Below are 26,327 nucleotides of genomic sequence, written 5' to 3' on the forward strand. Positions count from 1 at the left end.
CCCACACGTTCGCATACATGGGGCGATCCACCAACATCAACACATCGCATGCAGTCTCTGTTCACGAAAAATCCGCAAGTCGGGTGATGTCGGGGCGTGTTCATGGCGTGACACCCGGTCAGACGGACCGAAAGGAGGAAGGATCGGGAAAAGCGCACATCCTGAGGAATTCTGACAGATACTCACAACCATCTCGTAACCGGATATGTGGCGTGCTGTCATCCGGAAACAGGTGCTCCCCGTGTATCCCGGACCGGGCCGGTCTTCAGGGGATCCCCGGCCGTTGACTGCGTCCGGCGCCTTACTACACTGACCCCGCCATGGGGCTGCGGGTTGCTCCTCCTCCCCACCATCCACTGCAGGCAGATCCGTACGAATTCTCCTGCCCGAAACTCCCGGGAGAGGGCCATGACGAAAGCGGTGCGGCCTCCCGCGCCCATTTCATCCGAGCGGGCCACTGGACAGGGGTTCGCCGGCCGCGGCAACGAAAACGGCGAGCCCGACTTCGCCGCGATCCAGCAGAGCCTGGAATTCGACCGGCTTCGCAAGAGGCTGCGCCGGTTCGTCTTCCCCATGAGCGCGCTCTTCTTCTGCTGGTACATGACCTTCGCGCTCTTTTCGGCGTATGGTCATGGCTTCATGAGCCGTAAGGTGTTCGGCTCGGTCAATATGGGGACTCTCTTCGGTCTGCTGCAGTTCGTGTCGACGATCACGATCGTCCTGCTGTACCGGAGTTTCGCCGACAGGAAAATCGACCCGCAGGTGGACAAGGTGCGCGAGTTGGCGGGGGCCGACAAGGAATGACATTGCAGATCGCGGGTGAGGCGACCGGTAGCCCGGTCATCAACGTCAGCGTATTCGTCGTCTTCGTCCTGATTACGCTGTTCATCGTCTACAAGGCCACCACCAGGAACCAGACGGCCTCCGACTACTACGCCGCGGGAAGCGCCTTCACCGGCGTCCAGAACGGCATCGCCCTCTCCGGCGACTTCCTCTCGGCGGCGTCCTTCCTCGGGATCTCCGGGGCCATCGCCGTCCACGGCTACGACGGCTTCCTGTACTCCGTGGGATGGCTCGTCGCCTGGCTGGTCGCCCTCCTGCTCGTCGGCGAACGGCTGCGCAACACCGGCCGGTTCACCGTGGGCGACGTGATGGCCTACCGGATGAAGCAGCGCCCGGTGCGCGCGGCGGCGGCCAACGCCACCTTGGTGATCACGTTCTTCTACATGCTCGCCCAGATGGCCGGCGCCGGCGGACTGATCGCCCTCCTGCTGAACGTGCACAGCAAGGGCGGGCAGGCCCTCGTCATCACGGCCGTCGGACTCGTGATGGTCTTCTACGTCCTGGTGGGCGGCATGAAGGGCACCACCTGGGTGCAGATCATCAAGGCCGGTCTGCTCCTGACCTGCGTGACCTTCATCAGCGTGTTCATCATCGGCAAGTTCGGCTTCAGCTTCTCGGCGCTCCTCGACCAGGCGGCGGCACGCAGCCCGCTGGGGCAGAGCCTGCTCGAACCGGGCGGCTGGTACGGCGACGGGGCGATGGACAAGCTCGACTTCGTCTCGCTGTCCCTGGCGCTGGTCCTCGGCATCTCCAGCCTGCCGCACGTGCTGATGCGCTTCTACACCGTGCCGAACGCCAAGGAGGCACGCCGGTCGGTGGTGTGGTGCTCCTGGACGATGTTCGTGTTCTACCTGGGCATCCTGGTCGTGGGCTACGGCGCCACCGCGCTGGTCGGCCCGGACACGATCCTGGCGGCCCCCGGCGGGGAGAACTCGGCGGCGCCGCTGCTCGCGTTCAAGATCGGCGGCGCGGTGCTCCTCGGCATCGTCTCCGCGGTGGCCTTCGCCACGATCCTCGCGGTGGTGGCCGGTCTGACCCTGACCGCGTCGGCCTCGTTCGCCCATGACGTGTACGCCAACGTCGTGAAGGAGGGGAAGGCCGACGCGGAGTCCGAGATCCGGGTCGCCCGGCTGACGGCCCTCGCGGTCGGCGTCCTGGCCATCGTCGGCGGCATCGTCACCAACGGCCAGAACGTCGCCTTCCTGGTGTCGCTGGCCCTGGCGCTCGCCGCGTCCGCCAACCTGTCGACCATCCTCTACACCCTGTACTGGAAGCGGTTCAACACGATGGGCACGCTGTGGAGCATCTACGGCGGCCTGGGGTCGGGGCTCATCCTCATCATCTTCTCCCCGGCCATCTCGGGCGCCTCGACGTCCATCTTCAAGGGCGTCGACTTCCACTGGTTCCCCCTCACCAACCCCGGCATCGTGTCGATCCCGTTCTCCTTCCTCTGCGGGTTCCTCGGCACGCTCCTCAGCAGGGAGCCCGCGGACCCCGCCAAGCAGGCGGAGATGGAAGTGCGGTCGCTGACCGGAATCGGCAGCAAGGTGTAGCCGACGGGCGTGAGTCGCCACCGCGGCCGGTACGGGGAGCAGACGTCTCCCCGTACCGGCCGCGCCCGTTGTGCCGCGAGCGCGGCTACCGCGAAGGCGGCGGCGCGGTGCTGTGGCGCACCACGAGCCGGGTGGGGACGAGCGTGGTGCCACGGCGCGGGGCGCTCGGCCGCATCTGGCGCAGGACGCCCTCGACGCAGCGCCGTCCGACCTCGGCGAAGTCCTGGTGCACGGTGGTCAGCGGGGGCAGGAACGACCCGGCCTCGGGGATGTCGTCGAAGCCGATGACGCTGACGTCGTCCGGCACCGTCCGGCCCTTCTCGTGCAGCGCCCGCAGCAGGCCGAGCGCCATCTGGTCGTTGGCGGCGAACACCGCCGTGCAGTCCTCCTCGGCGGCGAGGGCCAGCCCGGCCCGGTAGCCGGACTCGGCCGACCAGTCGCCCCGTACGAGCGGCGGCGGGACGCGCCCGGCCTCGGTGAGCGCCGTCCGCCAGGCGTCGGCGCGGCGCTGTGCCGCGAAGGAACCCTCGGGCCCGGCGAGATGCCACACGGTCCGATGGCCGAGGCCGAGCAGATGGTCCACCGCGTCGCGGGTGCCGCCCGCCTGGTCGGTGTCGACCACCGTATAGCGGTCCCCGGCGTCGGAGTCGGCCACGACGACCTGGACGTGGGGCGGCAGGGAGAGCGCCGCCGCGTCGAGGAGGTGGACCTCCATGATGACGATGACGGCGTCGACGGCGAGTTCGCCCAGCCGGGAGAAGGCTCCGCGCACCTCGTCCTGGGTGGGGACGGCGACGGGGAGCAGGGTGACGGCGTAGCCCTCGTGTGCCGCGGAGGTGGCGATCGCTTCGAGCGTGCGCACATTGCCCGTGGTGGAGAGGGTGAAGGTGATGACGCCGATGGTGCGGAACTCGCCGCGTTTGAGCGCCCGCGCCGCGCTGTTGGGCCGGTAGCCGAGCTGCTTCATGGCGGCCAGCACCTCCCGCCGCGTCTCCTCGGTGACCCCGGTGTAGCCGTTGGAGACCCGGGAGACGGTCTGCGCGGAGACACCGGCGAGCCGGGCCACGTCCGCCATCGACGCGCGCTGCGCCCGCCCGGGGGTCCGCGTCCGGGTGCCGCCGCCTGCCGGGGGGCCGTCCGCCGAGGGGGTGTCCGCTGCTTCCACTTTCTCCCTCGCCATGTCGCGTCCCGGTTTTGCCAGATGGCTCTTGACCACCTTCATTGGGGCAGTGTAGACATTCCGCCATCAGATGTTTACGTAAACATAACATCTCCACGCTCCCTTGAGCACCGAAATGTTTACGCAAACATCGCGACGGCGCATGGCGCCGGTTCCGAGATGGACGAGCGAGGAACGACATGACGACGCTGCAACCCCCCGCCGCCGTGAAACGGCGCCCGGCCCGGCCTCCGGCGAAGGGGGACCGCCGCTCCTGGACGGGGTGGGGGTTCATCGGGCCCTTTGTGGTGGTCTTCGCCTTCGTCTTCCTGGCCCCCATCGCCTACTCGGTCTACCTCAGCCTCTTCCGCGACCAGCTCATCGGCGGCACCACCTTCGTCGGCCTGGACAACTACCAGCAGGCCCTGCAGGACGACCGGTTCTGGACGTCCCTGACCCGGGTGTCGCTGTTCCTGCTCGTGCAGGTGCCGATCATGCTGGGCATCGCCCTGCTCGTGGCCCTCGCCCTGGACAGCGGGCGGCTCTACGGGCGGGACTTCTTCCGGATCTCGATCTTCCTGCCGTACGCGGTGCCCGCCGTGGTCGCCACCCTCATGTGGGGGTTCATGTACGGCACCCGCTTCGGGCTGGTGAGCGACATCAACGACGCCCTCGGGGTGTCGCTGCCGAACCCGCTGTCGCCCGATCTGGTGCTGACGTCCATCGGCAACATCGTCACCTGGGAGTTCGTCGGCTACAACATGCTGATCTTCTACTCCGCGCTCCGCGTCATCCCGCACTCCCTGTACGAGGCCGCTCAGATCGACGGCGCCGGGCAGATCCGCGTCATCACCGCCATCAAGCTCCCCGCGATCCGCGGCGCCCTGGTCATCGCCACCATCTTCTCGATCATCGGCACGTTCCAGCTGTTCAACGAGCCGAACATCCTGCAGAAGCTGGCACCGAACTCCATCACCACCGACTACACCCCGAACTTCTACACGTACTCGCTGTCCTTCTCGGGCCAGCAGCACAACTACTCCGCGACGGTCGCCATCATCATGGGGCTCATCACCATGGTCATCGCCTATGTCGTCCAGCTGCGCGGCATGCGCAAGGGAGCGTGAAGCGATGTCCACCCCCGCCACCCCCGCCTCCCGGCCCGCCCCCGCCACGGCCGGCTCCTCCGGCTCCGCGCCCCGGCTGCGCGCGCCCCGGAAGCGCACCGCGCAGCGCCGCCCGCGCCGCAGCGTGCTGCTGACCGTCATCACCGGGCTGGTCCTGCTGTACTCGCTGGTGCCGCTCGCCTGGCTGGTCATCAGCGCCACCAAGACCCAGGAGGGGCTGGCCCGGTCGTTCGGGCTGTGGTTCAGCGGCGACTTCGCCCTGTGGGACAACATCCGCGAGACGTTCACCTACAACGACGGCGTCTTCACCCGCTGGCTGCTGAACACCCTGCTGTACGTGGTGGTCGGGGCCGGTGGTGCCACCCTGCTGGCGGTCCTGGGCGGCTACGCCCTGGCCAAGTTCGCCTTCCCCGGCAAGCGCGCCGTCTTCGCCGTCGTCATCGGCGCCGTCGCGGTGCCCGGCACCGCGCTGGCCGTGCCCACCTTCCTGATGTTCAGCAAGATGGGGCTGACCGACACCCCCTGGGCGGTGATCATCCCATCCCTCATCTCGCCGTTCGGTCTGTACCTGATGTGGGTCTTCGCCACCGAGGCCGTGCCCACCGAACTGCTGGAGGCCGCCCGCATCGACGGCGCCGGTGAGGTGCGTACGTTCTTCAAGGTGGTGCTGCCGCTGCTCACCCCCGGCATCGTGACCGTCCTGCTGTTCACGATGGTCGCCACCTGGAACAACTACTTCCTGCCGCTGATCATGCTCAAGGACCCGGACTGGTATCCGCTGACCCTGGGCCTCAACAGCTGGAACGCCCAGGCCGCCACCGCGGGTGGCGAGGCTGTCTTCAACCTCGTCATCACCGGCTCCCTGATCACCATCCTGCCGCTGATCGCCGTGTTCCTCCTGCTCCAGAAGTACTGGCAGTCCGGGCTCGCCGCCGGAAGCGTCAAGGAGTAGCCCCGCAGCCCCGCCCCCTCCGCACCGCACCCGAAGAAGTGGAAAGCACGCCCATGCGCAAGAACACCCGCCGCCTGCTGCGCGGCATAGCCCTGGTCTCCGCCCTCACCCTGGGGGCCACCGCCTGCGGCGGCTCCGACGACAGCGCCGCCGAGAGCAAGCCGGTGTCCGCCAAGGACATCGACGCGGCCCTGAAGAAGGGCGGCACCCTGACGGTGTGGGCCTGGGAGCCCACGCTCACGAAGGTCGCCGAGGACTTCGAGAAGGAACACCCCAAGGTCAAGGTCAACCTCGTCAACGCGGGCACCAACAAGGACCAGTACAAGGCCCTGCAGAACGCCATCGCCGCGAAGAAGGGCGTCCCCGACGTCGCGCAGATCGAGTACTACGCGCTCGGCGAGTACGCGCTGACCAAGGCCCTCGACAAGCTGGGCCCGTACGGCGCCGACAAGCTCGCCGACACGTACTCCCCGGGCCCGTGGCACTCCGTGCAGTCCGGCAAGGACGTCTACGCCCTGCCCATGGACTCCGGGCCCATGGCGATGTTCTACAACAAGAAGGTCTTCGACAAGTACAAGCTCACGGTGCCGACCACCTGGGACGAGTACGTCAAGACCGCCCGCGCCCTGCACAAGACCGACCCCAAGGCGTACATCACCGCCGACACGGGTGAGGGCGGCACCGCCACCAGCATGCTGTGGCAGGCCGGTTCCCGCCCGTACAAGGTCGACGGCACCAAGGTGAAGATCGACTTCTCCGACACGGGCGCCAAGAAGTACACCGACACCTGGCAGAAGCTGCTCGACGACAAGCTGGTCGCGCCCATCACCGGCTGGACCGACGACTGGTACAAGGGCCTCGGCGACGGCACCATCGCCACCCTGACCGCCGGTGCCTGGATGCCCGCCAACTTCGCCTCCGGCGTGAAGGACGCCTCCGGCGACTGGCGCGTGGCACCGATGCCGCAGTGGAAGGCGGGCGACAAGACCACCGCGGAGAACGGCGGCAGCTCGCTGGCCCTGCCCACCCTGGGCAAGCACAAGGAACTCGCCTACGCCTTCACCGAGTACGCAGCCGCCGGAAAGGGCGTGCAGACCCGGATCAAGGAGGGCGCCTTCCCGGCGACCACCGCGGACCTGGAGTCCAAGGCGTTCCAGGACACCGCGTTCCCGTACTTCGGCGGCCAGAAGGCCAACAAGATCTTCGCCGAGTCGGCCGCGAATGTCGGCCGCGGCTGGTCCTACCTGCCCTACCAGGTCTACGCCAACAACATCTTCAACGACACCGTCGGCAAGGCCTACGTCTCGAACACCAAGCTGGCCGCCGGTCTGAAGGCCTGGCAGGACGCCTCCGTCAAGTACGGAGAAGAGCAGGGCTTCACCGTCCAGAAGTAACCAGCCCCGCGCCGCCCCGTACGGTTCACCGGAAGGACCACCATGATCTCCACCCTCCAGTCCCAGCCTCCGCACGGGACGGACGGTGACCCCACCCCACGCCTCGGCTACGGCGCGGACTACAACCCCGAGCAGTGGCCCCGCGAGGTGTGGGAGGACGACATCCGGCTGATGCGCGAGGCCGGTGTCACCATCGTCTCCGTGGGGATCTTCTCCTGGGCCCGCATCCAGCCGGCCGAGGACGAGTGGGACTTCGGCTGGCTCGACGAGATCATGGACCTGCTGCACACCGGTGGCATCGGGGTCGACCTGGCCACCGCCACCGCGTCCCCGCCACCCTGGCTCACCACGGCGCACCCGGAGATCCTCCCGGTGACCGCCTCCGGTGAGACGGTGTGGCCGGGGGCGCGGCAGCACTGGCGCCCCACCTCGCCCGTCTTCCGCACCCACGCGCTGCGCCTGGTCGGCAAGATGGCCGAGCGGTACGCGGGCCATCCCGCCCTGGTGGCCTGGCACGTCTCCAACGAGCTGGGCTGCCACAACATCTACGACTACTCCGACGACGCCGCCCGCGCCTTCCGCGACTGGCTGCGCGTCCGCTACACCACCCTCGACGCCCTCAACCACGCCTGGGGCACCGCGTTCTGGTCGCAGCGGTACAGCGACTGGGAGCAGATCCTGCCGCCCCGGCTGGCCGCCTCCCACCCGAACCCCACCCAGCAGCTGGACTTCAAGCGCTTCTCCTCCGACGCGCTGAAGGAGTACCTGCGCGCGGAGCGGGACATCCTGCGCGAGCTGACCCCCGGTATCCCCGTCACCACCAACTTCATGGTGATGGGCGAGACCAAGGGCATGAACTACGCCGACTGGGCCGGCGAGATCGACTTCGTCTCCAACGACCACTACGTCCGGCCCGGCCCGCAGGACCGCGACGAGCTGTCCTTCTCCGCGAACCTCGTCAGCGGCATCTCCGGCGGCCGCCCCTGGTTCCTGATGGAGCACTCCACCAGCGCCGTGAACTGGCAGCCGGTCAACGTGGCCAAGCGGCCGGGCGAGCTGGCACGTGACGCGCTGCTGCACGTCGCGCACGGCGCCGACGCCGTGTGCTTCTTCCAGTGGCGGCAGTCGGCGGCCGGAGCCGAGAAGTACCACTCGGCGATGGTGCCGCACGCCGGACCCGACAGCGAGGTGTTCCGCGCGGTGGCCGCGCTCGGCCGGACCCTGGAGACCCTGGCCCCGGTGGCGGGCACGACACGCGAACCGGCCCGGGTCGGGATCGTCTTCGACTGGGAGTCGTGGTGGGCGAGCGAACAGGACTCCCACCCGACCTCCCGACTCGACTACCGCCAGGAGGCGCTGGACTGGTACTCCGCCCTCCTCGCCCTCGGCATCCGGGCCGACGTCGTCACCGCGCAGACCGGCCTCGACCGCTACGAGGTGCTGATCGCGCCCGTGCTGCACATGGTCCCCGCGGCGCTCGCCAAGGACCTCACCCGGTACGCCGAGCAGGGCGGCCACCTCATCGCCACCTACTTCTCCGGCATCGTGGACGAGAACGACCACATCTGGCTCGGCGGCTACCCGGGGGCCCTGAGCGAGCTGCTCGGCATCCGCATCGAGGAGTTCGGCCCGCTGCTCGACGGCGAGACGGCTCTGATCGAGGCCCGGTCCGTATCCGACGGCACGGCCACCGGCACCCTGTGGGCCGACCGGATCACCGTCACCGACCCCGAGGTGGAGGTCCTGGCCCACTACCGCAGCGGGACGTACACGGGCCGCCCCGCCGTCACCCGCCGCGCCGTGGGCGGGGGATCGGCCGCGTACGTGTCCACCCGGCTGGGCCCGGACGGGCTCACCGGGCTGCTGCCGGGGCTGCTCGCGCCCGCCGGTGTGGGCAGCGAACTGCCGGACGCCGCGCGGGGAAGCGTCGAGCTGGCCGTGCGCCACGGCGGCGGCAGCCGCTATCTGTTCCTGGTCAACCGCACCGACGCCACGGTGCCGCTGACCGGGCTCGCCGGGGAACCCCTGATCGGCGGCGGCGCGGACGACGGCGCGCTCATCCTGGCCCCCAGGGGTGTCGCCGTGCTGCGGCAGCCCGCGGCCTGACGGCGGGACCGCCACGTCCGTCACCGCCTCCCCAAGCCTCCTGGCCTCCTGAAAACTCCGTCGTCGCCCGCGCGGGCACGGCGGCCGGTCCACCGAAGCGTCCGCACACGAGTTGGGAGCACACGTTGGCACGCCGTACCCGCACACGACGACTCCTGGGAACCCTCTCAGTCACCGCCCTGGCCACCGGGGCCGCCCTGATCACCGCCCCGCCGGTGACCGCGCAGGCCCCGGCACCGGCGGCCGGCGCCGTCACCGTCTCACCCGATCCCTCGTACAAGGCGGAGAGCTTCGAGGGCTGGGGCACCAGCCTGGTCTGGTTCGCCAACGCCACCGGCGACTACCCCGAGGAGATCCGCGAGAAGCTGGCCAAGCTGCTCTTCGGGGACGACGGACTCGCCCTCAACATCGCCCGCTACAACATCGGCGGCGGCAACGCCCCCGACGTCAAGGACTACCTCCGCGCCGGGGGAGCGGTCGAGGGCTGGTGGAAGGCCCCGGCGGGCACCACGCGCGAGGACACCGACTGGTGGAACGCGGACGACAAGGCCGACTGGAACCCCGATGCCGACGCCACCCAGCGCTGGTGGGTCGACCGCATCAGAGGCGACATCGACCACTGGGAGACGTTCAGCAACTCGCCGCCCTGGTTCATGACGAAGAGCGGCTATGTCTCCGGCGGCTTCAACGCCACCGACGACCAGCTGAGGCCGGACTCCGTCGACGACTTCGCCGCCTATCTGGCGGGCGCCACCAAGCGGCTGGAGAAGGCGCACGGCATCAAGGTCGACACCCTCGACCCGTTCAACGAACCCAACACCACCTACTGGAGCACCCGTCTGGGCGCCGACGGCGAACCGGTCGGCGGACGGCAGGAGGGGGCCCACATCGGCCCCGAACTCCAGCAGAAGGTGATCAAGGCCCTGGCCCCCGCGCTGAAGAAGGCGCGGACCGGCACCAAGATCTCCGCGATGGACGAGACCAACCCCACCATCTTCACGCAGAACTGGAACACCTACCCGCAAGCGGTGCGCGATCTCGTCGGCCAGATGAACGTCCACACCTATGGCACCGGCGGCCGCACCAGCGTGCGCGACCTGGCCAAGGCGGCGGACAAGCCGCTGTGGATGAGCGAGGTCGAGGGCGACTGGGGCGACGGCCAGAGCTTCACGGACATGCGGCCCGGCCTCGGACTGGCCCAGCAGATGGTCGACGACCTGCGCGAACTGGAGCCCCGCGGCTGGGTGTTCTGGCAGCCCGTCGAGGACTACGACAACATGAAGCCCGGCGGGGAGTCGGCCAAGGGCGGGAACTGGGGCAGCATCCAGCTCCCGTTCAGCTGCACCTCCAAGGACACGCTCGACACCTGCCCCATCCGGACGAACACCAAGTTCGACACGGCCCGCAACTTCACCCACTACATCAAGCCCGGCGACCGGCTCATCAAGACCGACGACACCTCCAGCGCCGCCGCCGTCTCCCGGAAGGGCGACGCGGCCACCGTCGTCCACGTCAACAGCGGCGCGGGGGAGCGCGACGTCACCCTCGACCTGTCCAAGTTCGGCACGATCAGCCGCCACGCGACCGTCACCCCCGTGGTGACCAGCGCCGACGGCAAGCTGGAGCGCCAGGACACCATCAAGGTGACCGACCGGAAGGCCACCTTCACCGCGCCCGCCCAGTCCGTGACGACCTTCCTCGTCAAGGGCGTGTACGGGGTGGCCGAGGACGCCGCGCCGCTGCGCAAGGGCCACACGTACGAGCTGACCGGTGTCCAGAGCGGCAAGGCGCTCACCGTCGCGGACGACGGCACCAAGCTCGTCATCAAGGACGCCGAGGCGGCCACCCCCGGCCAGCGGTGGCAGCCGCGCCGGATCGGCGGCGACACCGGCAACCGGCAGCGGTATGTGTTCACCAACCCCGTGGCCGGCAAGCGGCTGGCCGTCCGCGACGGCGCCCCGGTGCTGGAGGCGGACCACGGGAAGCGGGACAAGGCCACCCAGTGGATCATGTCGACCACCGGTGACGGCACCTGGACCCTGGTCAACGCGGCCACCGGACGGCTGCTGGAGGTCGGCGGCCAGGCCACCCACGACGGCGCCGCCGTCGACACCTGGACCCCGAATTCCGGAGCGAACCAGCGCTGGAAGGTCTCCGAGGTGAGCTGACCCCTCACCGAGTCCCGGCTACCTCGATTGAGGTAGCCGGGACTCGGTCGATGTGCGGAGACAGATTTCGGCTAAGCGTACGAAGCCGCAGGTCAGGCCGTCTTCCTAGGCTCTGGGGCATGGCTGTACACGTCGCACGACACCCGCGCGTGCTGGGCGCGGCCGTCGCCGCGAGCCTGGCGCTCGGCGCCCTGGCCGCCCCCGCCGCCAAAGCCGCGGACCACCGGGCCCGGCCGGCCGCCGAGAAGCCCGGCCCCACGGCCCGCACCGGCTCGCCGGTGCGGGTGAACCAGGTCGGCTATCCGACGTACGGCCCCAAGAAGGGCACCGTCGTCACCAGCGCCACCAGGCCCCTGACGTGGACGCTACGGACCGCCGACGGCACGAAGCGGGCCGGCGGCGTCACCACCCCCGCGGGCATCGACCCCAGCTCCCGCCGGCGCGTCCAGACCTTCGACTTCAGCAAGGTCACCGACGGGGGCGAGGGCTACACCGTCACCATCGGCGGGAAGAGGAGCGAGCCGTTCACCATCGGTGACCACGTCTACGACACACTGCGCACCGACTCGCTGGCGTACTTCTACCACAACCGCAGCGGCATCAAGATCGACAAGAACCTGGTCGGGGCCCGGTACGCCCGCCCCGCGGGCCACGACAGGTCCGCCCCGCACCGTGGCGACACCGACGTCCGGTTCCGATGGCATGGGTCCGACTACCGGCGCAATGTCTCCGGCGGCTGGTACGACGCCGGTGACCAGGGCAAATACGTCGTCAACGGCGGCATCTCCGTGGCCCAGCTGATGTCCGCGTACGAGCGCGCCCGCACCACTGCGGGGGTAAGCGGCGACGCGCTGGGTGACGGCAAACTGCGGGTGCCCGAGCGCGGCAACGGCGTCCCCGACATCCTCGACGAGGCGCGCTGGGAGATGGACTTCCTGCTGCGCATGCAGGTGCCCCGGGGCAAGCCGTACGCCGGTATGGCCTTCCATAAGGTGCACGACAAGCACTGGACCGGTTTGCCGACCCGGCCGGACCAGGACCAGCAGCCACGGGTGCTGCGCCCGCCGTCCACCGCGGCCACCCTCAACCTCGCCGCCACCGCGGCGCAGTGCGCCCGCCTCTTCAAGCCCTACGATCCGCACTTCGCCGCCCGGTGCCTGCACACGGCCCGGACCGCCTGGGCCGCGGCCGAGAAGCATCCGAGGATGTTCGCCGGCGACAAGGACTCCATCGGGGGCGGCGCGTACGGCGACCGGCACGTCGGCGACGAGTTCTACTGGGCCGCCGCCGAGCTGTTCCTCACCACCGGTGAGAACACCTACCGCACGGCCGTCCTCGGCTCACCGCTGCACGGCGACACAGGCGCGCTCTTCCCGCGCGGCGGCGCCCTGTCCTGGTCGGCGACCGCGGGCCTGGGCGCGCTGGACCTGGCCACAGTGCCGAGCAAACTCACCCACCAGCAGCGCGCCGCCGTGCGCGCGACGGTGATCAAGGCCGCCGACCGCTACGCCTCGGACTCCGCGAAGTCCGCGTACGGCGTCCCGTACGCACCCAAGGGCGGCAGATACGAGTGGGGCTCCAACAGCCAGGTGCTGAACAACATGGTCGTGCTCGCCACCGCGCACGAGCTGACCGGGAAGACCCGCTACCGCGACGCGGTGCTGCGCGGCATGGACTATCTGCTGGGCGGCAATCCGCTCGACCAGTCCTATGTCACGGGCTACGGCGAACGGAACTCCCACCACCAGCACCACCGCTTCTGGGCGCACCAGCTCGACCCCGGGCTGCCGGGCCCGGCGCGCGGTTCCCTGGCCGGTGGCCCGAACTCCGGACTGCAGGACCCGGTGGCGAAGAAGCGGCTGAAGGGCTGCGCCCCGGCGATGTGCTACGTGGACGACATCATGGCGTTCTCCACCAACGAGATCACCATCAACTGGAACGCGCCGCTGGCGTGGGTGGCCTCCTACCTCGGCGACGTTGAGCATATGTCTGACCAGCGGCGCTGACCGTGTGGCCGCCGACTGGGCGACGTCTAGGGCGGGCTTCCCGCCGTCCCCGGTGTCCGGCGCCAGCTCCAGCGTGGCACCGCCGGGCCACGACGAGACCGCGCCGCGCCCGTACGCCACCGGGCGTCGCGAGTCGCAGGGTGCCGCCGTCCACCCGGACGTCTCCCGCGCCCAGGGCTTCCGGCGACCCCGCGACCAGGGTGCCCGCCTCGACACGGGTGCCGCCGGTGTAGCGGTTGCGGCCGGTGATGTCGTTGCGCCAGGCGTCGGCCGCGCCGAAGCCGCCGTCGTGCGCGTCCATCTCGACGCGTACGTCGCGGTGCCTCTGGGCAGGATGCAGGTCAGCCGTGCGGTGATCGCGAGCGCGTTGGCGGCGCGATCGGCGTACGGATCGGTGTCCGTGCCCGCCGAGTGGGCGTAGGCCCAGAGGGTGTCGGCGGTGGTGCCGGTCCGGGAGCGGAGGTAGTCGGCGGTCTTGAGCCCGGCGTTGGCCGGGTGGAGCGCGTTGGTGTGACCGCTCGGGAAACCGCCGTCCCCGGCCGGGGTGCCGCCGCGCTGACGCAGCAGCTGAGGGGTGACGGCCACCTCGGACGCGTAGACGGGGAAGCCGAAGGGGGTCCGTGGCGCCGGTGTCCACGAGCTCGCTGTGCTCCGTCATCCGCCACGGCCGGGGGGGGGGGGGGGGGGGGTACTGGTAGCCGTACTTGGCGGGGTTGCTCGACGCGTACGGTCCGCGCAGCGTCTGCACGAGCCGGACGACCTCGCCGAGGTCGGAGTCGGTGGCCCCGGCCCCGATGGCGGAACCGGCGGGCGCGCACGGCGGTACGGCGTCGCCGACCGTGCCGGCCGGGGTGGTGTCCCGGCCGAGGCCGGCGGTGGCCGCGTAACTCTGGTCCTGCCGGTCGTAGAGGAAGGATCCCCGGGCCTGCGCGTCGGTGCGCCGCCCGGTGAGGGGGTGTCGCACACCGCTCAGGATGCGCGGGGCCGTGTTGGTCTCGGGGGTGAGGTTGGCGGTGGTGTTGGCCCGGTAGTCGTCGACGAAGGAGGCGAGGGTCCGCCCGGCCGTTTCCTCCGCCGCCCGGGCCGGAGGGCCGGACAGAATGGCCGATGCCGTCGCACGGGGGCGCCGGGAGGCGGCAGTTGCCAGGAGGGCGTACGACGCGGGGTCAGGTGCCGGGGGTGCGGATGGCGGCGATGTCGAACTGCAGGCGGACCTTCTCGCTCACCATGGCGCCGCCCTGGGCCAGTTTGGCGCTGTAGGTCAGGCCCCACTCGGAACGGTTGATGGTGGTGGTGCCGTCGAAGCCGACCCGCTCGTCGCCGAAGGGATCGGTGACGTGCCCGATGTAGGTCAGCTCCAGAACCACCGGACGGGTGGTGTCCCGCAGGGTGAGGTCACCGGACATGCGGTACACGTCCTGACCGGCGAGCCGCACCTCGGTGCTGCGGAAGCTGATGCGCGGGTAGGTCCGGGCGTCCAGGAAGTCACGGCTCATCAGATGGGCGTCGCGCTGCTCGACACCGGTGTCGACGCTGCCGCTGGCCAGCACGATCTCGGCCCGGGAGCGGGACGGATCGTGGCCGTCGAAGTAGAGACGGCTCTCATATTCGGTGAAGGCGCCGCGCACCGTGGTCACCATGGCGTGCCGGACGGAGAAACCGATCCTGCTGTGCGCCGCGTCGATAATCCATTCCCCGGTGAGGGCCGAAAGCCCGGGACCCTGCCGGATGTCGCGACCGGAAGAGGCCGGGGCGTCCTGGGTCACCGCGGAGCGGGGCGAAAAGTTGCGAGTGAAAAGTTTCATGGGGCATCTGGTTACTGCAAGAGTGAGGAGCACTGCAAGTGCTGTTCTGGGCCGGCCCGGGACTGCGACGTCACCCTACCGCCCGGTCTGCGGTTTCCCTCGCGAGTCCGGTCCCGTTGCCGTGGGACCGGCACCGGGTCTTCACATGTAAACGGCGGGCGCAGACTGCCGGATGACGGACAATCGGCGGACGAAACGCTCTTTGGGCGCCGGGCCTCGTGTCACGTTCGGACGCCGGTGCTTTAATTTTGACCTACCTGTCGTCACCTTCTCTTTTATTTCTTCAAGGAATCTCCACGATCAGGTGCGGCTGTGGTGGATCGTGTGGCCCCCGCTCGGCGGGGCGAGTCGTCGCCGTGCTCCTCGCGGGCGGCGGCGGCCTCGGCGACAAGGAACGCTTATGCCCGCCCGCCCAGCCCCGACCGGGTCACGGCGCGCAGGACGTCGACGAGGGCCACCACGGTGGGCCTGCGCTCCGCGGCGCAGCGGAACACCACGACGATGTGCCGCTCGATCGTCTCGCGCAGCCGCACCACATCGAAGCGGGAGGGCCGCAGCCGCAGCATCAGATCCGTCACCGTGCTCACCCCCACCCCCGCCTCGATCAGCGCCAGGGTCGCCGCGGTGTCCGTCACCTCGTGCAGCACCTCGGGCTCGACGCCCGCCCGGCGGAAGGCGGTGCGCACGGCGCGCCCGTAGTAGCTCTCGGGGGACGGCAGGATCCACTTCAGGTTCCGGGTCTGCGCCATGGAGACGGTCTCCCGGCTGCCCAACGAACCGGTCGGCACCGCGAGCGAGAAGCGCTCCCGGTGCAGCCGGGTCACCCGCAGTGCCGGGTCGCGCGGGATCGGCACGTCCGGGTAGTCGAGGCCGATCGCGAGGTCCACGGCCCCGGAGGCCACCGCGTCGTACACCTCGTCCACGTCCATGTCGCGGCTGTGGACCGCAAGCCCCGGATGGTCCTCGCGCGCCTTGCGCAGCGCGGGCGGCAGGATCTCGGCGGCGGCCGTGGTGAACAGGCCGACCAGCAGCGTGCCCGAGGCGTCGTTGCGGGTGCGCTCCAGTGCCTCCACCGCCTCGGCCTCGGTGGTCAGGATCCGCTCGGCGTGCCGGGCCAGCGTCATCCCCGCGTCGGTCAGCTCCACCCTGCGTCCGGTCCGCCGCAGCAGCTCCATGCCGGTGGCCTTCTCCAGCGCGGCGATCTGCTGCGAGACTCCGCCGGGGGTGTACCCCAGCGACTCCGCCACCGCGGTGATGGTGCCGCGCCGGGTCAGTTCGACGAGGGAACGCAGCTGGGCACTCGTCCAGTCCATATAGAGACCCTAATAGATAACGAGCAATAACTGTTCATGGACGTCAACGGTTCGGGTGCTGCACGATGACCGGCAGACAGCTGATCGGCATCATCCCGCACCGCGACAGCCGTGCCGCGCCCGGGGCCGGAGATCGTTCCGGCCCCGGGCGCCCGCCCCGGGAAGGGATCGGCCACTTGTCCTCCTCGCCCTCCTCACCCGCTGCGTCTCCCTCGTCCTCCTCCTTCCGCACCGTTCCGCCGGCCGCCGACGTCGTGATCATCGGTGGTGGCGTCATGGGCACCAGCACCGCCTTCCACCTGGCCGAGGCCGGAGTGGCGAACATCGTCGTCGTCGAGCGCGGAGAGCTGGGCTGCGGCAGTTCGGGCAAGCCCATCGGCGGCGTCCGGGCCCAGTTCTCCGACCCGCTGAACATCCAGCTGGGCAGCCGCAGCCTGCGCGCGTACCAGGACTTCCCGCGACGTCCCGGCGCCGGCATCCGGCTCGACAGCGTCGGCTACCTCTTCCTGCTCACCGGCGAGCAGCAGGCCACGGACTTCGAGGTCTGCGTGCGCACCCAGAACGGCCTCGGCGTGCCCAGCCGCATGATCGGCCCGCGGGAGGCACAGCGTTTGTGCCCCTACGTCAGCACCGACGGGCTCGTGGCCGCCGTGCATTCGCCCACCGACGGCCACGCCCGCCCCGGGCTGGTCATCCAGGGCTACGCGCGCGCCGCCGCCCGGGCCGGCGCCACGTTCGCCACGCACACCGCCGTCACCGCCATCGACACCGCCGGGGACCGGGTCACCACCGTGCACACCGACCACGGGCCGATCTCCTGCGCCACCGTCATCTGCACCGCGGGCGCCTGGTCGGCGCGGATCGGGGACATGCTCGGCATCGACCTCCCGGTGCGCCCGGTGCGCCGTCAGGTGGCATTCACCGCCCCGCTCGGCCCGCCCGCCCCGCGCATCCCCTTCACCATCGACTTCTCCTCCACGGCCTACTTCCACAACAGCGACGACGGGCTGCTGTTCGGCCTCGCCGACCCCGGCCAGGCCGACGGCTACGACACCACCTGGACCCCGGAGTGGCTGGAGCTGTTCCGCGCCGCCGCACGCCGTCGGGCCCCGGCCCTGGCCGACATGGAGACGGTCGGCGGCTGGGCCGGGCTCTACGAGATCACACCCGACCACAACGCGCTGATCGGCCGCTCCGGCGAATGGGGCAACGTGCTTTACGCGACCGGGTTTTCCGGGCATGGCTTCCTGCAGGCCCCGGCGGTCGGCGAGATCGTCCGGGACCTGTATCTGGACCGCACACCGTTCCTCGACGTCACGCCGTTCAGCGCCGACCGCTTCACCACCGGAGCGGAGGCCCGCCCCGAAGCCCATGTGGTGTGAACCGCCCATGTGGTGTGAACCGCCAACCGAAAGGCAGCACTTACGATGACCAGCCGGACACATCGCCAGTGGCAGCTGCGCGCCGCGTTCGCCGCCCGGCTCTCGGACATGTACGGGCGGGAGGTCCCCGCCTACACCACCCTTGTGGACGTCTCCCGCGAGGTCAACGACGAGGTGCTGCGCGCCCGGGGAGCCGACGCCGAGCGGCTGGGCTCCATCAGCCGGGTCACCGCGGAGCGCCACGGCGCGATCCGGGTCGGCACCCCGCAGGAGATGAGCCAGGTGGCGCGCGTCTTCGGCGCCCTCGGCATGCACCCGACCGGCTTCTACGACCTGCGCGAGGCCGCCGCCAGCGCGGTGCCCGTCGTCTCCACCGCCTTCCGCCCCACCGACGGCGAGGAGCTGGCGCGCAACCCGTTCCGCGTCTTCACCTCCCTGCTCACCCCCGCCGACCCGCGCTTCTTCGACGACGAACTGCGCGCCCGGCTGGAAACCTTCCTCGCCACCCGCGCGTTGTTCCCGCCGGAACTGCTCGCCCTCGCCGACCGGGCCGAGGCGACGGGCGAACTGCCCGAAGCGGAGGCGGAACGCTTCCTCCAACTGGCCGTGCGGGCATTCGAGTTGTCGACCGAGCCGATCGACCAGGGCTGGTACGCGACCCTGGAGCGGGTCTCCGCCGTCGCCGCGGACATCGGCGGCGTCCGCTCCACCCACATCAACCACCTCACCCCGCGCGTCCTGGACATCGACGAGCTGTACCGGCGCATGACCGACCGCGGCATCGAAATGATCGACACCATCCAGGGTCCCCCGCGCTGGGACGGCCCCGATCTGCTGCTGCGCCAGACCTCCTTCCGGGCCCTCGCCGAACCCCGCGCCATGCGCACCGCCGACGGCGGCGTGACCAGCGGGGCGCTGCGGGTGCGGTTCGGCGAGGTCGAGGCGCGCGGCATCGCCCTCACCCGCGAGGGCCGCGCCCTCTACGACCGGCTGCTGACCCGTATCGACGAGGAGGCCGCCGCCCGCCCCGAGGCGGACCGCGGCGACATCGCCCGCGCGCTGTGGGCCGCGCACGTCCCCGCCACCGAACAGCAGCTCGCCGACCGGAAACTGGGCTACTTCACCTACCACGCCGTGCCCGACCGGCCACGGGACGGCAGCCGCCCGCCCGCCGACCTCGGCGACCTGGTGGCCCAGGGCTGGCTGCGCGCCGAACCCATCGTCTACGAGGACTTCCTGCCCCGCTCCGCCGCCGGGATCTTCCAGTCCAACCTCACCGGCGAAGGCGCCCGCAACAACGACCACGCGGGCACCGCCTACGACAGCGCCTGGCTGTCCGGCGCCATCGGCCGCGACGTCCTCGACCCCTTCGCCCTCTACGAGCAGCAGCAGAACCGCTCCATCGCCGAGGCCGCCCGAGCGCTGGACCTCGACGGCGCGCTCGGCTGACACCGCGACGCACCCCGCCCACCCCCGACCTCCCCAGGGAGCGCCCATGACCAGCACCGCCCTTCCCACCACCGAGGACCTGCGCGGCCGGGCCCGCACCGCCCTGGAGCGCGTCGGCGTCGGCGTCCCGGAGGGCAGTGGCCTCACCGCCCGCACCCCGATCACCGGCGAGGACCTGTTCGGCCTGGCCGCCGCGACCCCGGCCGGAACCGAGGAGGCCATCGCCGCCTCCCGTGCGGCCTTCCTCACCTGGCGCACCACCCCCGCGCCCCGGCGCGGCGAACTACCGCGCCGCCTGGGCGAGTTGCTGCGCGCCCACAAGGGCGAGCTGGCCGACCTCATCACCATCGAGGCGGGCAAGATCCGCTCCGAGGCGCTGGGCGAGGTCCAGGAAATGATCGACATCTGTGACTTCGCCGTCGGTCTGTCCCGCCAGCTCTACGGACGCACCATCGCCTCCGAACGCCCCGGCCACCGGCTCGCCGAGACCTGGCATCCGCTCGGCGTCGTCGGCGTCATCTCCGCGTTCAACTTCCCCGCCGCCGTCTGGTCCTGGAACACCGCCGTCGCCCTGGCCTGCGGCGACACCGTGATCTGGAAGCCGTCCGACCTCACCCCGCTGATCTCCCTGGCCTGCGACCGGCTTCTCGCCCGGGCCGCCGAGGACGTCGGCGCGCCCCGCGACGTCCACCGGCTGCTGCTCGGCGACCGTGCCATCGGCGAGAAGCTCGTGGACGACCCCCGGGTCGCCCTCGTCAGCGCCACCGGCTCCACCCGCATGGGCCGTGAGGTCGGCCCCCGCGTCGCCGCCCGCTTCGGCCGCAGCCTGCTCGAACTCGGCGGCAACAACGCCGCCATCGTCGCCCCCTCCGCCGACCTCGACCTCGCCGTCCAGGGCATCGTGTTCGCCGCGGCCGGCACCGCCGGGCAGCGCTGCACGACGCTGCGCCGCCTCATCGTCCACCGGGACATCGCCGACACCCTCATCGCGCGGCTGACCGCCGCCTACACCAAACTCCCCATCGGCAACCCCTTCGACGAGGACACCCTCGTCGGCCCGCTCATCTCCACCACCGCCCTCGACGGCATGCGACACGCCCTCACCCGGGTCCAGGCCGAGGGCGGCACGATCCTGGCGGGCGGCAACCGCCGCCTGGCCGAGGCGCTGCCGCTGGCCGCCTACGCCGAACCCGTCATCGTCCGCGTGGACGAACAGAGCGAGGTCGTACGGGAGGAGACCTTCGCCCCGATCCTGTACGTCATGACCTACGACACCCTCCAGGAGGCCATCGCCCTGCACAACGACGTGCCGCAGGGCCTGTCCTCCAGCATCTTCACCCGCGACCAGCAGGAAGCCGAACTCTTCCTCTCCGCCGAGGGCTCCGACTGCGGCATCGCCAACGTCAACATCGGCACCTCCGGCGCCGAGATCGGCGGCGCCTTCGGGGGCGAGAAGGAAACCGGTGGCGGCCGCGAGTCCGGCTCCGACTCCTGGCGCGCCTACATGCGCCCGGCCACCAACACCATCAACTACTCCAGCCAACTCGCCCTCGCTCAGAACGTCAGCTTTCTGTGACGTCAGTTTCGTTCGGCGGCTGGTGTGAAGAAGTTGACGAGATTGCCGTCCGGGTCACGGAACAGCAGCGACCGGTTGCCCCAGGGCATCGTGGTGGGCTCCTTGACGACGTCCTCCACGAAGCCGGTCAGGTTCCGGTACACCTCGTCCACGTCGTCCACCCGGAACTCCAGGATGACGCTGCGGTTGCCGGCCGGGCGGGACGAGCCGGGCGCGAACAGCGGGACGGTGCGGGTGCTGCCGATCGCCAGGGTGGCCGAGGCGGTCCTCAGCTCGGCGAAGTCCTCGGTGGACCAGTGCGCCCGCACACCGGTGGCGCGTTCGTAGAAGCCGACGAGACGGGTGATGTCGCCCGTGATGACGCGGATCGAGACGAAGTCCATGGGTGCTCTCCTGGCATGGGTTCCGGTGCTTCGGAGCGCACGCTACGGCGGATACCGGGCAGAACCCGCCCGGTATCCGCGGCACACTTGACCGTATGCCGCGCCCCATCGCCCGTGTGCTCACCCTGCTGGAGCTTCTGCAGTCGGGCGGCCTCCGCACCGTCGCCGAACTCGCCGACCGGCTCGGCGTGGACGAGCGCACGGTGCGGAGGTACGCCGACCACCTCATCGACCTCGACGTGCCCGTCGAGTCGGTGCGCGGCCGCTACGGCGGCTACCGGCTCGCCCCCGGATACCGCCTGCCCCCGCTCATGCTGACCGACGACGAGGCGCTCGCCGTGCTGCTCGGCCTGGCCGCCGGCCGGCGCGGCGGCCTGACGGCGGCCACGGACACCGCGGCCGAGACCGCGGCGGCCAAGATCCGGCGCGTGCTGCCCGAACGGCTCCGCCGCCGGCTCGACGCCGTGCTCGGCTCCCTCGCCTTCACGGCCCCGCCGCCCGGTGCGCCGGCCGCCCCGCGGGCCCCGGTCCTGCTGGCGATCGCCGACGCGGTGCGCCATCACCGGCCGGTGTGGATCCGGTACACCGCCGCCGACGGCCGCGGCGGCGACCGCACGCTGCACCCGTACGGGCTCGTCGCCCACGCGGGCAAGTGGTACGTGACCGGCGTGGACCCCGCGATCGGCGAGGACCGTATGTTCCGGCTGGACCGCGTCGCCGAGGCGCGGACCCTGCCCGGCTCCTTCGAACCGCCCGCCGGGGCCGACCCGGTGCGGCGCGTCCTGGAAGGGCTCGCCACCGCGCCGTACCGGCACCGGGTGACCCTGCGGATCCAGGGGACGGCCGAACAGATCCACACCCGGCTGCCGGCCGACGTCGCGATCGTGACGGAGATCCCGTCCCGGCCCCCGTCCCCGCCCTGGTCCCGCGTCGAACTGCGCGTGGAACGGCTCGGCTGGCTGCCCGGTGTGCTCGCGTCGCTGGACCTGCCGTTCGTCATCGAACGCCCCGATGAGCTGCGCGATCTCGTCGCGGCGCTCGCCGACCGGCTCGCCCGCGCGGCCCGCGCATGAGGCGTTTCAGGTCGCCGATGCGGCCCGGGCCGCCGCGAGTGCCCGCTCGGCGTAGCCGCGTCCGAACAGCACCGCGTGCACCAGCAGCGGGAAGAGCTGGTGCAGCCCGATGCGGTCCGGCCAGCCCTCGGAGAGCGGCGCCGCCTCCTGGTAGCCCTCCAGCACCCGGTCCAGATGCGGGCAGCCGAACAGGTGCAGCATCGCCAGATCGGTTTCCCGGTGGCCGCCGTGCGCGGCCGGATCGATCAGCCAGGCCTGCCCGTCGGCGTCCCACAGCACATTGCCGTTCCACAGATCGCCGTGCAGCCGGGCGGGCGGCTCGGCGGGGCCCGCCAGATCCGGCAGACGCTCGCAGACACGCTCGATCGCGGGCGCCTCGGAGGCCCGCACCGTGCCGTCGTCCACGGCGCGGCGCAGATAGGGCAGCACCCGGTGCTCGGCGTACCAGCGCGGCCAGTCCTCGCCGGTGACGTTGCGCATCGGGGCCGCCCCGATGTACGCGTCCTTCGGACCGCCCGGCGGCGGGGCGCCGAACGCGGGCGCGCCGGAGGCGTGCAGCGCGGCCAGCTCGCGCCCGAACCGGACCGCCGCCCCGGCACCCGGCCGACCGGACGGCACCCGGTCCGTCACCAGCCAGCGCGGGTCGAAGCCGTGTACGGCCGGAACGCGGACCGTGCCGCTGTCGGCCAGCCAGCGCAGCCCGGCCGCCTCGGCCTCCACCGCGCCGGGGTCGTCACCGCGCTTGACCATCACCACCTGCCCGCCGTCGAGGGTGACTTCGGCGAGCGCCCCGGACATCGCGCGCTCACCGGTCACCGGGCGGCCGGTGAGACGGCCTGCCGCCGCTCCCGGGCCTTCGCCGGTCATGCGCCCACGCGCTCGCGCGCCCAGGCGAGCAGGCGGGGTGTCGCGGCTTCGATCATGTCCAGCACCGTGTCGAATCCCTCCGGGCCGCCGTAGTACGGATCGGGCACATCCAGGTCGCCCGTCGCGTCCGGGTCGAAGGACCGCAGCATCCGGACCCGGGACGGATCGTCGACCAGCCGGCGCAGCGCCCGCGCGTGGCCGCCGTCCATCGCCACGAACAGATCGGCGCCCAGATGCTCGGCGCCGACCTGGGCCGCGACGTGCCCGACCGGATAGCCCCGCCGGGCCAGCACCTCACCGGCCCGCTCGTCGACGGCCTCGCCGACGTGCCAGGGGCCGATACCGGCACTGGTGACCCGTACCGCACCGTCGAGTCCCGCGCGGCGCAGATGCTCGGCGAAGACCAGCGCGGCGGACGGCGAGCGGCAGATGTTCCCGCTGCAGACAAAGCAGATGTGCACGGCCCCCAGCGTACGGCCGCCCGCGGTGCCCGGACGGCACCGGGAGCGCCCGGACCCGCGGCCTGCGCCACGCGGCCATGTCCACGCCCGCCGCCGGGCGGCAGCGTCGCGATCACGCATCCGTTACGCAACGGCCCCACCGACCAGGCCCCGGCCGATGCCGTGGCAGGCGCCCATGGCGCCGCCGCCCGCCGGGGCGGGCCAGGTCAGCTCGTACAGGTGGGCGCGGCCGCCCCGGCCACCTGGGCTTCGGCCGGCCGCAGCGAGGGCATGGGGAACAGCCAGTCGGACTGGACCCGTTCGTGGAGTTCGGCGGGCGAGGCCTCGGGGAAGGCGGCGCGGTAGGACCGTTCGCCGTCCGGCCCCGGCCCGAACGCGCGCAGGGCCGCCGCCGCTTCCTCCTCACCGGCCTGGCCGAGCTGCCCGCCGAGGGCGAGGAACAGCCGGTACTCGTCCCGGTTGTGCCCGGCGATCAGCTCCACGTCGCGTGCCGTGCCGGTCGCCGGCGCCTGCCACGGAGTGGTGGGCAGCACCTCGCCGTCCACGACGGGCGCGAAGGGGGTCAGGGTGGCGTGGAGGGCGGAAGAGGAAGATAGTGGAGGTGGAGCACTCCCCGCGAGAATGGAGGACTTGCCATGATTGTCCTCGGGGTCATTCTCCTCATCATCGGTCTGCTGACCGGTATCGCCATTCTGTGGACCATCGGAATCGTCCTCCTCGTCATCGGGGCGGTCCTGTGGGGCCTGGGCGCCGCCGGACACGCGGTCGCCGGGCGCCGGCACTTCTACTAGGAGACCGGATGGTCACCCCGTGCGGTACAGCGCGGTGATCAGCTCGATCACCGCCTGCCCCGCGGGATGCGGATCGTCGCGCCACCAGCCCAGCCGCACCGCGATCGGCTCGGCGTCGCGCACCGGCCGGTAGACGACGCCGGGCCGCGGATACTGGTGTGCGGTGGACTCGGCCGTCATCCCCACACAGCGGCCCGTGGAGATCAGGTTGAGCCAGTCCTCGATGTCCTGGGTCTCCTCGGTGGCCGGGCGGGAGCCGGGTGGCCACAGCTCGGGCGTGGTGGTGCCGGTGCGCCGGTCGACCAGCAGCGTGCGGTCGCCGATGTCGGCGAGCCTGAGGGAGCGGCGCGAGGCCAGCGGGTCGTCCGCCGCCATCGCGCACAGCCGCCGTTCGAGACCCACGATGGCGGAGTCGAAGCGGCGGTCCTCCAGGGGCCTGCGCAGCACGGCCAGATCGCAGGCGCCTTCCGCCAGACCGGCCGTGGTGGCGTTGACCCGCACCAGGTGCAGATCGGTCTCCGGATGCGCGGCGGCCCAGCGGCGCTGGAAGGCGGGGGTGTGGCTGCCCAGCGCCGACCAGGCGTAGCCGATCCGCAGCCGGGTGTGGCCCGACCTGGCCTCCCGCACCAGACCGTCCACCTCCCCGAGCACCCGCCGGGCGTGCGCCACCACCCGCAGTCCGGTGGCGGTCGGGGCCACGGTCCGGGAGGTCCGCCGCAACAGCCGCACCCCGAGGGCGCGTTCGAGCGAGGCCAGGGTGCGGGACACGGCCGCCTGGGAGACCCCGAGCGCGATCGCGGCATCGGTGAACGTGCCCTCGTCCACGATCGCGACGAGACAGCGCAACTGCCGCAGCTCCACATCCATAACTCAAGCGTATAGGTGCGTCGTCCGACGCATTTTGCGCAACGGTCCCGCGACCGCACGATCGGGGTATGGACGCAGCCCACGCCCCCGTCTCCGCCCCCGCCCAGCGGATCGCCTCCTCACACCACACCGCCCCGGACGTACCGCACCCAGCGGGCCGGAAACCGGTCGAACGGCCGCTGGCCGGTGTGCTCACCATGGCCGGCAGCGGCCTGTCCAACCAGACCGGCGCCGCGATCGGCTCCCTCGCCTTCCCCGTGCTCGGAGCCACCGGCGTCGTCGCGGTGCGCCAGTACGTCGCCGCCATCGTCCTGCTGGCCGTCGGCCGCCCCCGCTGGCGGACCTTCACCAAGGAACAGTGGGGCCCGGTGCTGCTGCTGGCCCTGGTCTTCGGCGCCATGAACCTGTCCCTGTACAGCGCCATCGACCGCATCGGCCTCGGGCTGGCGGTGACCTTGGAATTCCTCGGCCCGCTCACCATCGCCCTGTCCGCCTCCCACCGCCGCACGGACGCGTGCTGTGCGCTGGTCGCCCTGGCGGGCGTCGTCACCCTGATGCGCCCCCGGCCCTCCACCGACTACCTGGGCCTGGGTCTCGGGCTGCTGGCCGCCGCCTGCTGGGCGTCGTACATCCTGCTCAACCGCACCGTCGGCCGCCGCGTCCCCGGAGCGCAGGGGTCGGCGGCCGCCGCCGCGCTCTCCGCCCTGCTGTTCCTGCCCGTCGGAATCGTCATCGCCGTGCGGCACCCGCCGACCCCGGGGGCGGCCGGGTACGCCATCGTCGCCGGTGTCCTCTCCTCCGCCGTGCCCTACCTCGCCGACCTGTTCACCCTGCGCCGCGTGCCCGCCCAGACCTTCGGGCTCTTCATGAGCGTCAACCCGGTCCTCGCCGCCGTCGTAGGATGGATGCTCCTCGGCCAGAACCTGGGCTGGACGGAGTGGGCGAGCATCGGTGCCATCGTCGCGGCCAACGCGCTCAGCATCCTCACCTCGCGCGCCTGACGGCCCCGGCGCGGCCACGCGGCCGGGGCGCCCGTCCGGGTGACTGTGCGG

General features: G+C 71.2%; 20 protein-coding genes and 3 pseudogenes. 14 read left to right on the forward strand and 9 right to left on the reverse strand.

Going from position 1 to position 26,327, the window contains the following annotated elements; genetic code table 11:
• The first annotated feature begins 408 nt into the window (after positions 1-408).
• Together ASC60_RS17500 and ASC60_RS17505 are read left to right on the forward strand one after the other, a co-directional pair.
• Positions 409-804 carry a DUF485 domain-containing protein gene (locus ASC60_RS17500; RefSeq protein WP_055551934.1) on the forward strand — a complete coding sequence of 132 codons (396 nt, stop codon included), beginning with the start codon at positions 409-411 and terminating at the stop codon, positions 802-804.
• The gene (locus tag ASC60_RS17505) at positions 801-2,396 is read left to right on the forward strand and encodes a cation acetate symporter (RefSeq protein ID WP_055551935.1); all 1,596 of its coding nucleotides are present in this window, start codon (positions 801-803) and stop codon (positions 2,394-2,396) included. The genes ASC60_RS17500 and ASC60_RS17505 overlap by 4 nt, the downstream gene beginning before the upstream one ends.
• Before the next feature lie 85 nt (positions 2,397-2,481).
• Here the strand turns inward: ASC60_RS17505 and ASC60_RS17510 are convergent, their stop codons facing one another.
• Positions 2,482-3,576, reverse strand: coding sequence for a LacI family DNA-binding transcriptional regulator (locus tag ASC60_RS17510; protein ID WP_107097108.1), 1,095 nt, complete (start codon positions 3,574-3,576; stop codon positions 2,482-2,484).
• A gap of 179 nt (positions 3,577-3,755) precedes the next feature.
• On the opposite strand from ASC60_RS17510, the gene ASC60_RS17515 reads away from it, so the two are divergent.
• From ASC60_RS17515 to ASC60_RS17540, 6 genes and pseudogenes are all read left to right on the forward strand, one after another.
• Positions 3,756-4,682, forward strand: a complete 927-nt coding sequence (locus ASC60_RS17515) for a carbohydrate ABC transporter permease (protein ID WP_055551937.1) — start codon at positions 3,756-3,758, stop codon at positions 4,680-4,682.
• Positions 4,683-4,686: 4 nt separating this feature from the next.
• A complete protein-coding gene (locus ASC60_RS17520; protein WP_055551939.1) occupies positions 4,687-5,634 on the forward strand; it encodes a carbohydrate ABC transporter permease in 948 nt (315 codons plus the stop codon).
• Positions 5,635-5,687: 53 nt separating this feature from the next.
• Positions 5,688-7,028, forward strand: a complete 1,341-nt coding sequence (locus ASC60_RS17525) for an ABC transporter substrate-binding protein (RefSeq protein ID WP_055551942.1) — start codon at positions 5,688-5,690, stop codon at positions 7,026-7,028.
• A gap of 42 nt (positions 7,029-7,070) precedes the next feature.
• Positions 7,071-9,134, forward strand: a complete 2,064-nt coding sequence (locus ASC60_RS17530; protein WP_055551944.1) for a beta-galactosidase — start codon at positions 7,071-7,073, stop codon at positions 9,132-9,134.
• Between the two features lie 125 nt (positions 9,135-9,259).
• Positions 9,260-11,302, forward strand: a complete 2,043-nt coding sequence (locus tag ASC60_RS17535; RefSeq protein WP_055551946.1) for a glycoside hydrolase — start codon at positions 9,260-9,262, stop codon at positions 11,300-11,302.
• 167 nt (positions 11,303-11,469) lie between these two features.
• Positions 11,470-13,308 (forward strand): annotated as a pseudogene (locus ASC60_RS17540) (glycoside hydrolase family 9 protein); the annotation flags it as partial.
• Positions 13,309-13,317: 9 nt separating this feature from the next.
• On the opposite strand, the pseudogene ASC60_RS41690 reads toward ASC60_RS17540, so the two are convergent.
• From ASC60_RS41690 to ASC60_RS17555, 3 genes and pseudogenes are all read right to left on the reverse strand, one after another.
• Positions 13,318-14,410, reverse strand: a pseudogene (locus ASC60_RS41690) (phosphoesterase); the annotation flags it as partial.
• 64 nt (positions 14,411-14,474) lie between these two features.
• Positions 14,475-15,113, reverse strand: a complete 639-nt coding sequence (locus tag ASC60_RS17550; RefSeq protein WP_055551951.1) for a YceI family protein — start codon at positions 15,111-15,113, stop codon at positions 14,475-14,477.
• A 398-nt stretch (positions 15,114-15,511) separates the two neighbouring features.
• Positions 15,512-16,426: a LysR family transcriptional regulator gene (locus ASC60_RS17555; RefSeq protein ID WP_055551953.1), complete on the reverse strand. Its 915-nt coding sequence runs from the start codon at positions 16,424-16,426 to the stop codon at positions 15,512-15,514.
• Positions 16,427-16,602: 176 nt separating this feature from the next.
• Here ASC60_RS17555 and ASC60_RS17560 point away from each other — a divergent pair, with 176 nt between their 5' ends.
• From ASC60_RS17560 to ASC60_RS17570, 3 genes are read left to right on the forward strand one after another with little or no spacing between them, the layout of a single operon-like run.
• A complete protein-coding gene (locus ASC60_RS17560; RefSeq protein ID WP_055552462.1) occupies positions 16,603-17,808 on the forward strand; it encodes an FAD-binding oxidoreductase in 1,206 nt (401 codons plus the stop codon).
• Positions 17,809-17,853: 45 nt separating this feature from the next.
• On the forward strand, positions 17,854-19,257 hold the full coding sequence (locus ASC60_RS17565) for a VOC family protein (RefSeq protein ID WP_055551954.1): 1,404 nt from the start codon (positions 17,854-17,856) through the stop codon (positions 19,255-19,257).
• A 46-nt stretch (positions 19,258-19,303) separates the two neighbouring features.
• Positions 19,304-20,833 carry an aldehyde dehydrogenase family protein gene (locus ASC60_RS17570; RefSeq protein WP_055551956.1) on the forward strand — a complete coding sequence of 510 codons (1,530 nt, stop codon included), beginning with the start codon at positions 19,304-19,306 and terminating at the stop codon, positions 20,831-20,833.
• A 2-nt stretch (positions 20,834-20,835) separates the two neighbouring features.
• Here the strand turns inward: ASC60_RS17570 and ASC60_RS17575 are convergent, their stop codons facing one another.
• The gene (locus ASC60_RS17575) at positions 20,836-21,216 is read right to left on the reverse strand and encodes a glyoxalase/bleomycin resistance/extradiol dioxygenase family protein (RefSeq protein WP_055551958.1); all 381 of its coding nucleotides are present in this window, start codon (positions 21,214-21,216) and stop codon (positions 20,836-20,838) included.
• Between the two features lie 95 nt (positions 21,217-21,311).
• On the opposite strand from ASC60_RS17575, the gene ASC60_RS17580 reads away from it, so the two are divergent.
• Entirely contained in the window at positions 21,312-22,289 is a 978-nt protein-coding gene (locus ASC60_RS17580; RefSeq protein ID WP_055551960.1) for a YafY family protein, read from the forward strand.
• A 6-nt stretch (positions 22,290-22,295) separates the two neighbouring features.
• On the opposite strand, the gene ASC60_RS17585 is transcribed toward ASC60_RS17580, so the two are convergent.
• The 3 genes and pseudogenes from ASC60_RS17585 to ASC60_RS17595 all read right to left on the reverse strand — a co-directional run.
• Positions 22,296-23,156 carry a fructosamine kinase family protein gene (locus tag ASC60_RS17585; RefSeq protein ID WP_055551962.1) on the reverse strand — a complete coding sequence of 287 codons (861 nt, stop codon included), beginning with the start codon at positions 23,154-23,156 and terminating at the stop codon, positions 22,296-22,298.
• On the reverse strand, positions 23,153-23,617 hold the full coding sequence (locus tag ASC60_RS17590; RefSeq protein WP_055551964.1) for a low molecular weight protein-tyrosine-phosphatase: 465 nt from the start codon (positions 23,615-23,617) through the stop codon (positions 23,153-23,155). Before ASC60_RS17590 ends, ASC60_RS17585 begins: the two co-directional genes overlap by 4 nt.
• A 135-nt stretch (positions 23,618-23,752) precedes the next feature.
• Positions 23,753-24,186, reverse strand: a pseudogene (locus tag ASC60_RS17595) (carboxylesterase/lipase family protein); the annotation flags it as partial.
• A gap of 66 nt (positions 24,187-24,252) precedes the next feature.
• On the opposite strand from ASC60_RS17595, the gene ASC60_RS42250 reads away from it, so the two are divergent.
• Positions 24,253-24,408 carry a DUF6131 family protein gene (locus ASC60_RS42250; RefSeq protein WP_199830981.1) on the forward strand — a complete coding sequence of 52 codons (156 nt, stop codon included), beginning with the start codon at positions 24,253-24,255 and terminating at the stop codon, positions 24,406-24,408.
• A 12-nt stretch (positions 24,409-24,420) separates the two neighbouring features.
• Here the strand turns inward: ASC60_RS42250 and ASC60_RS17600 are convergent, their stop codons facing one another.
• A complete protein-coding gene (locus ASC60_RS17600) occupies positions 24,421-25,275 on the reverse strand; it encodes a LysR family transcriptional regulator (RefSeq protein WP_055551968.1) in 855 nt (284 codons plus the stop codon).
• Positions 25,276-25,343: 68 nt separating this feature from the next.
• Here ASC60_RS17600 and ASC60_RS17605 point away from each other — a divergent pair, with 68 nt between their 5' ends.
• Positions 25,344-26,276, forward strand: coding sequence for a DMT family transporter (locus ASC60_RS17605; RefSeq protein ID WP_055551970.1), 933 nt, complete (start codon positions 25,344-25,346; stop codon positions 26,274-26,276).
• Positions 26,277-26,327 lie beyond the last annotated feature (51 nt).

The sequence above is a fragment of the Streptomyces sp. NBRC 110028 genome, assembly GCF_001417735.1.
In the GTDB taxonomy this organism is placed as follows: Bacteria; Actinomycetota; Actinomycetes; order Streptomycetales; family Streptomycetaceae; genus Streptomyces.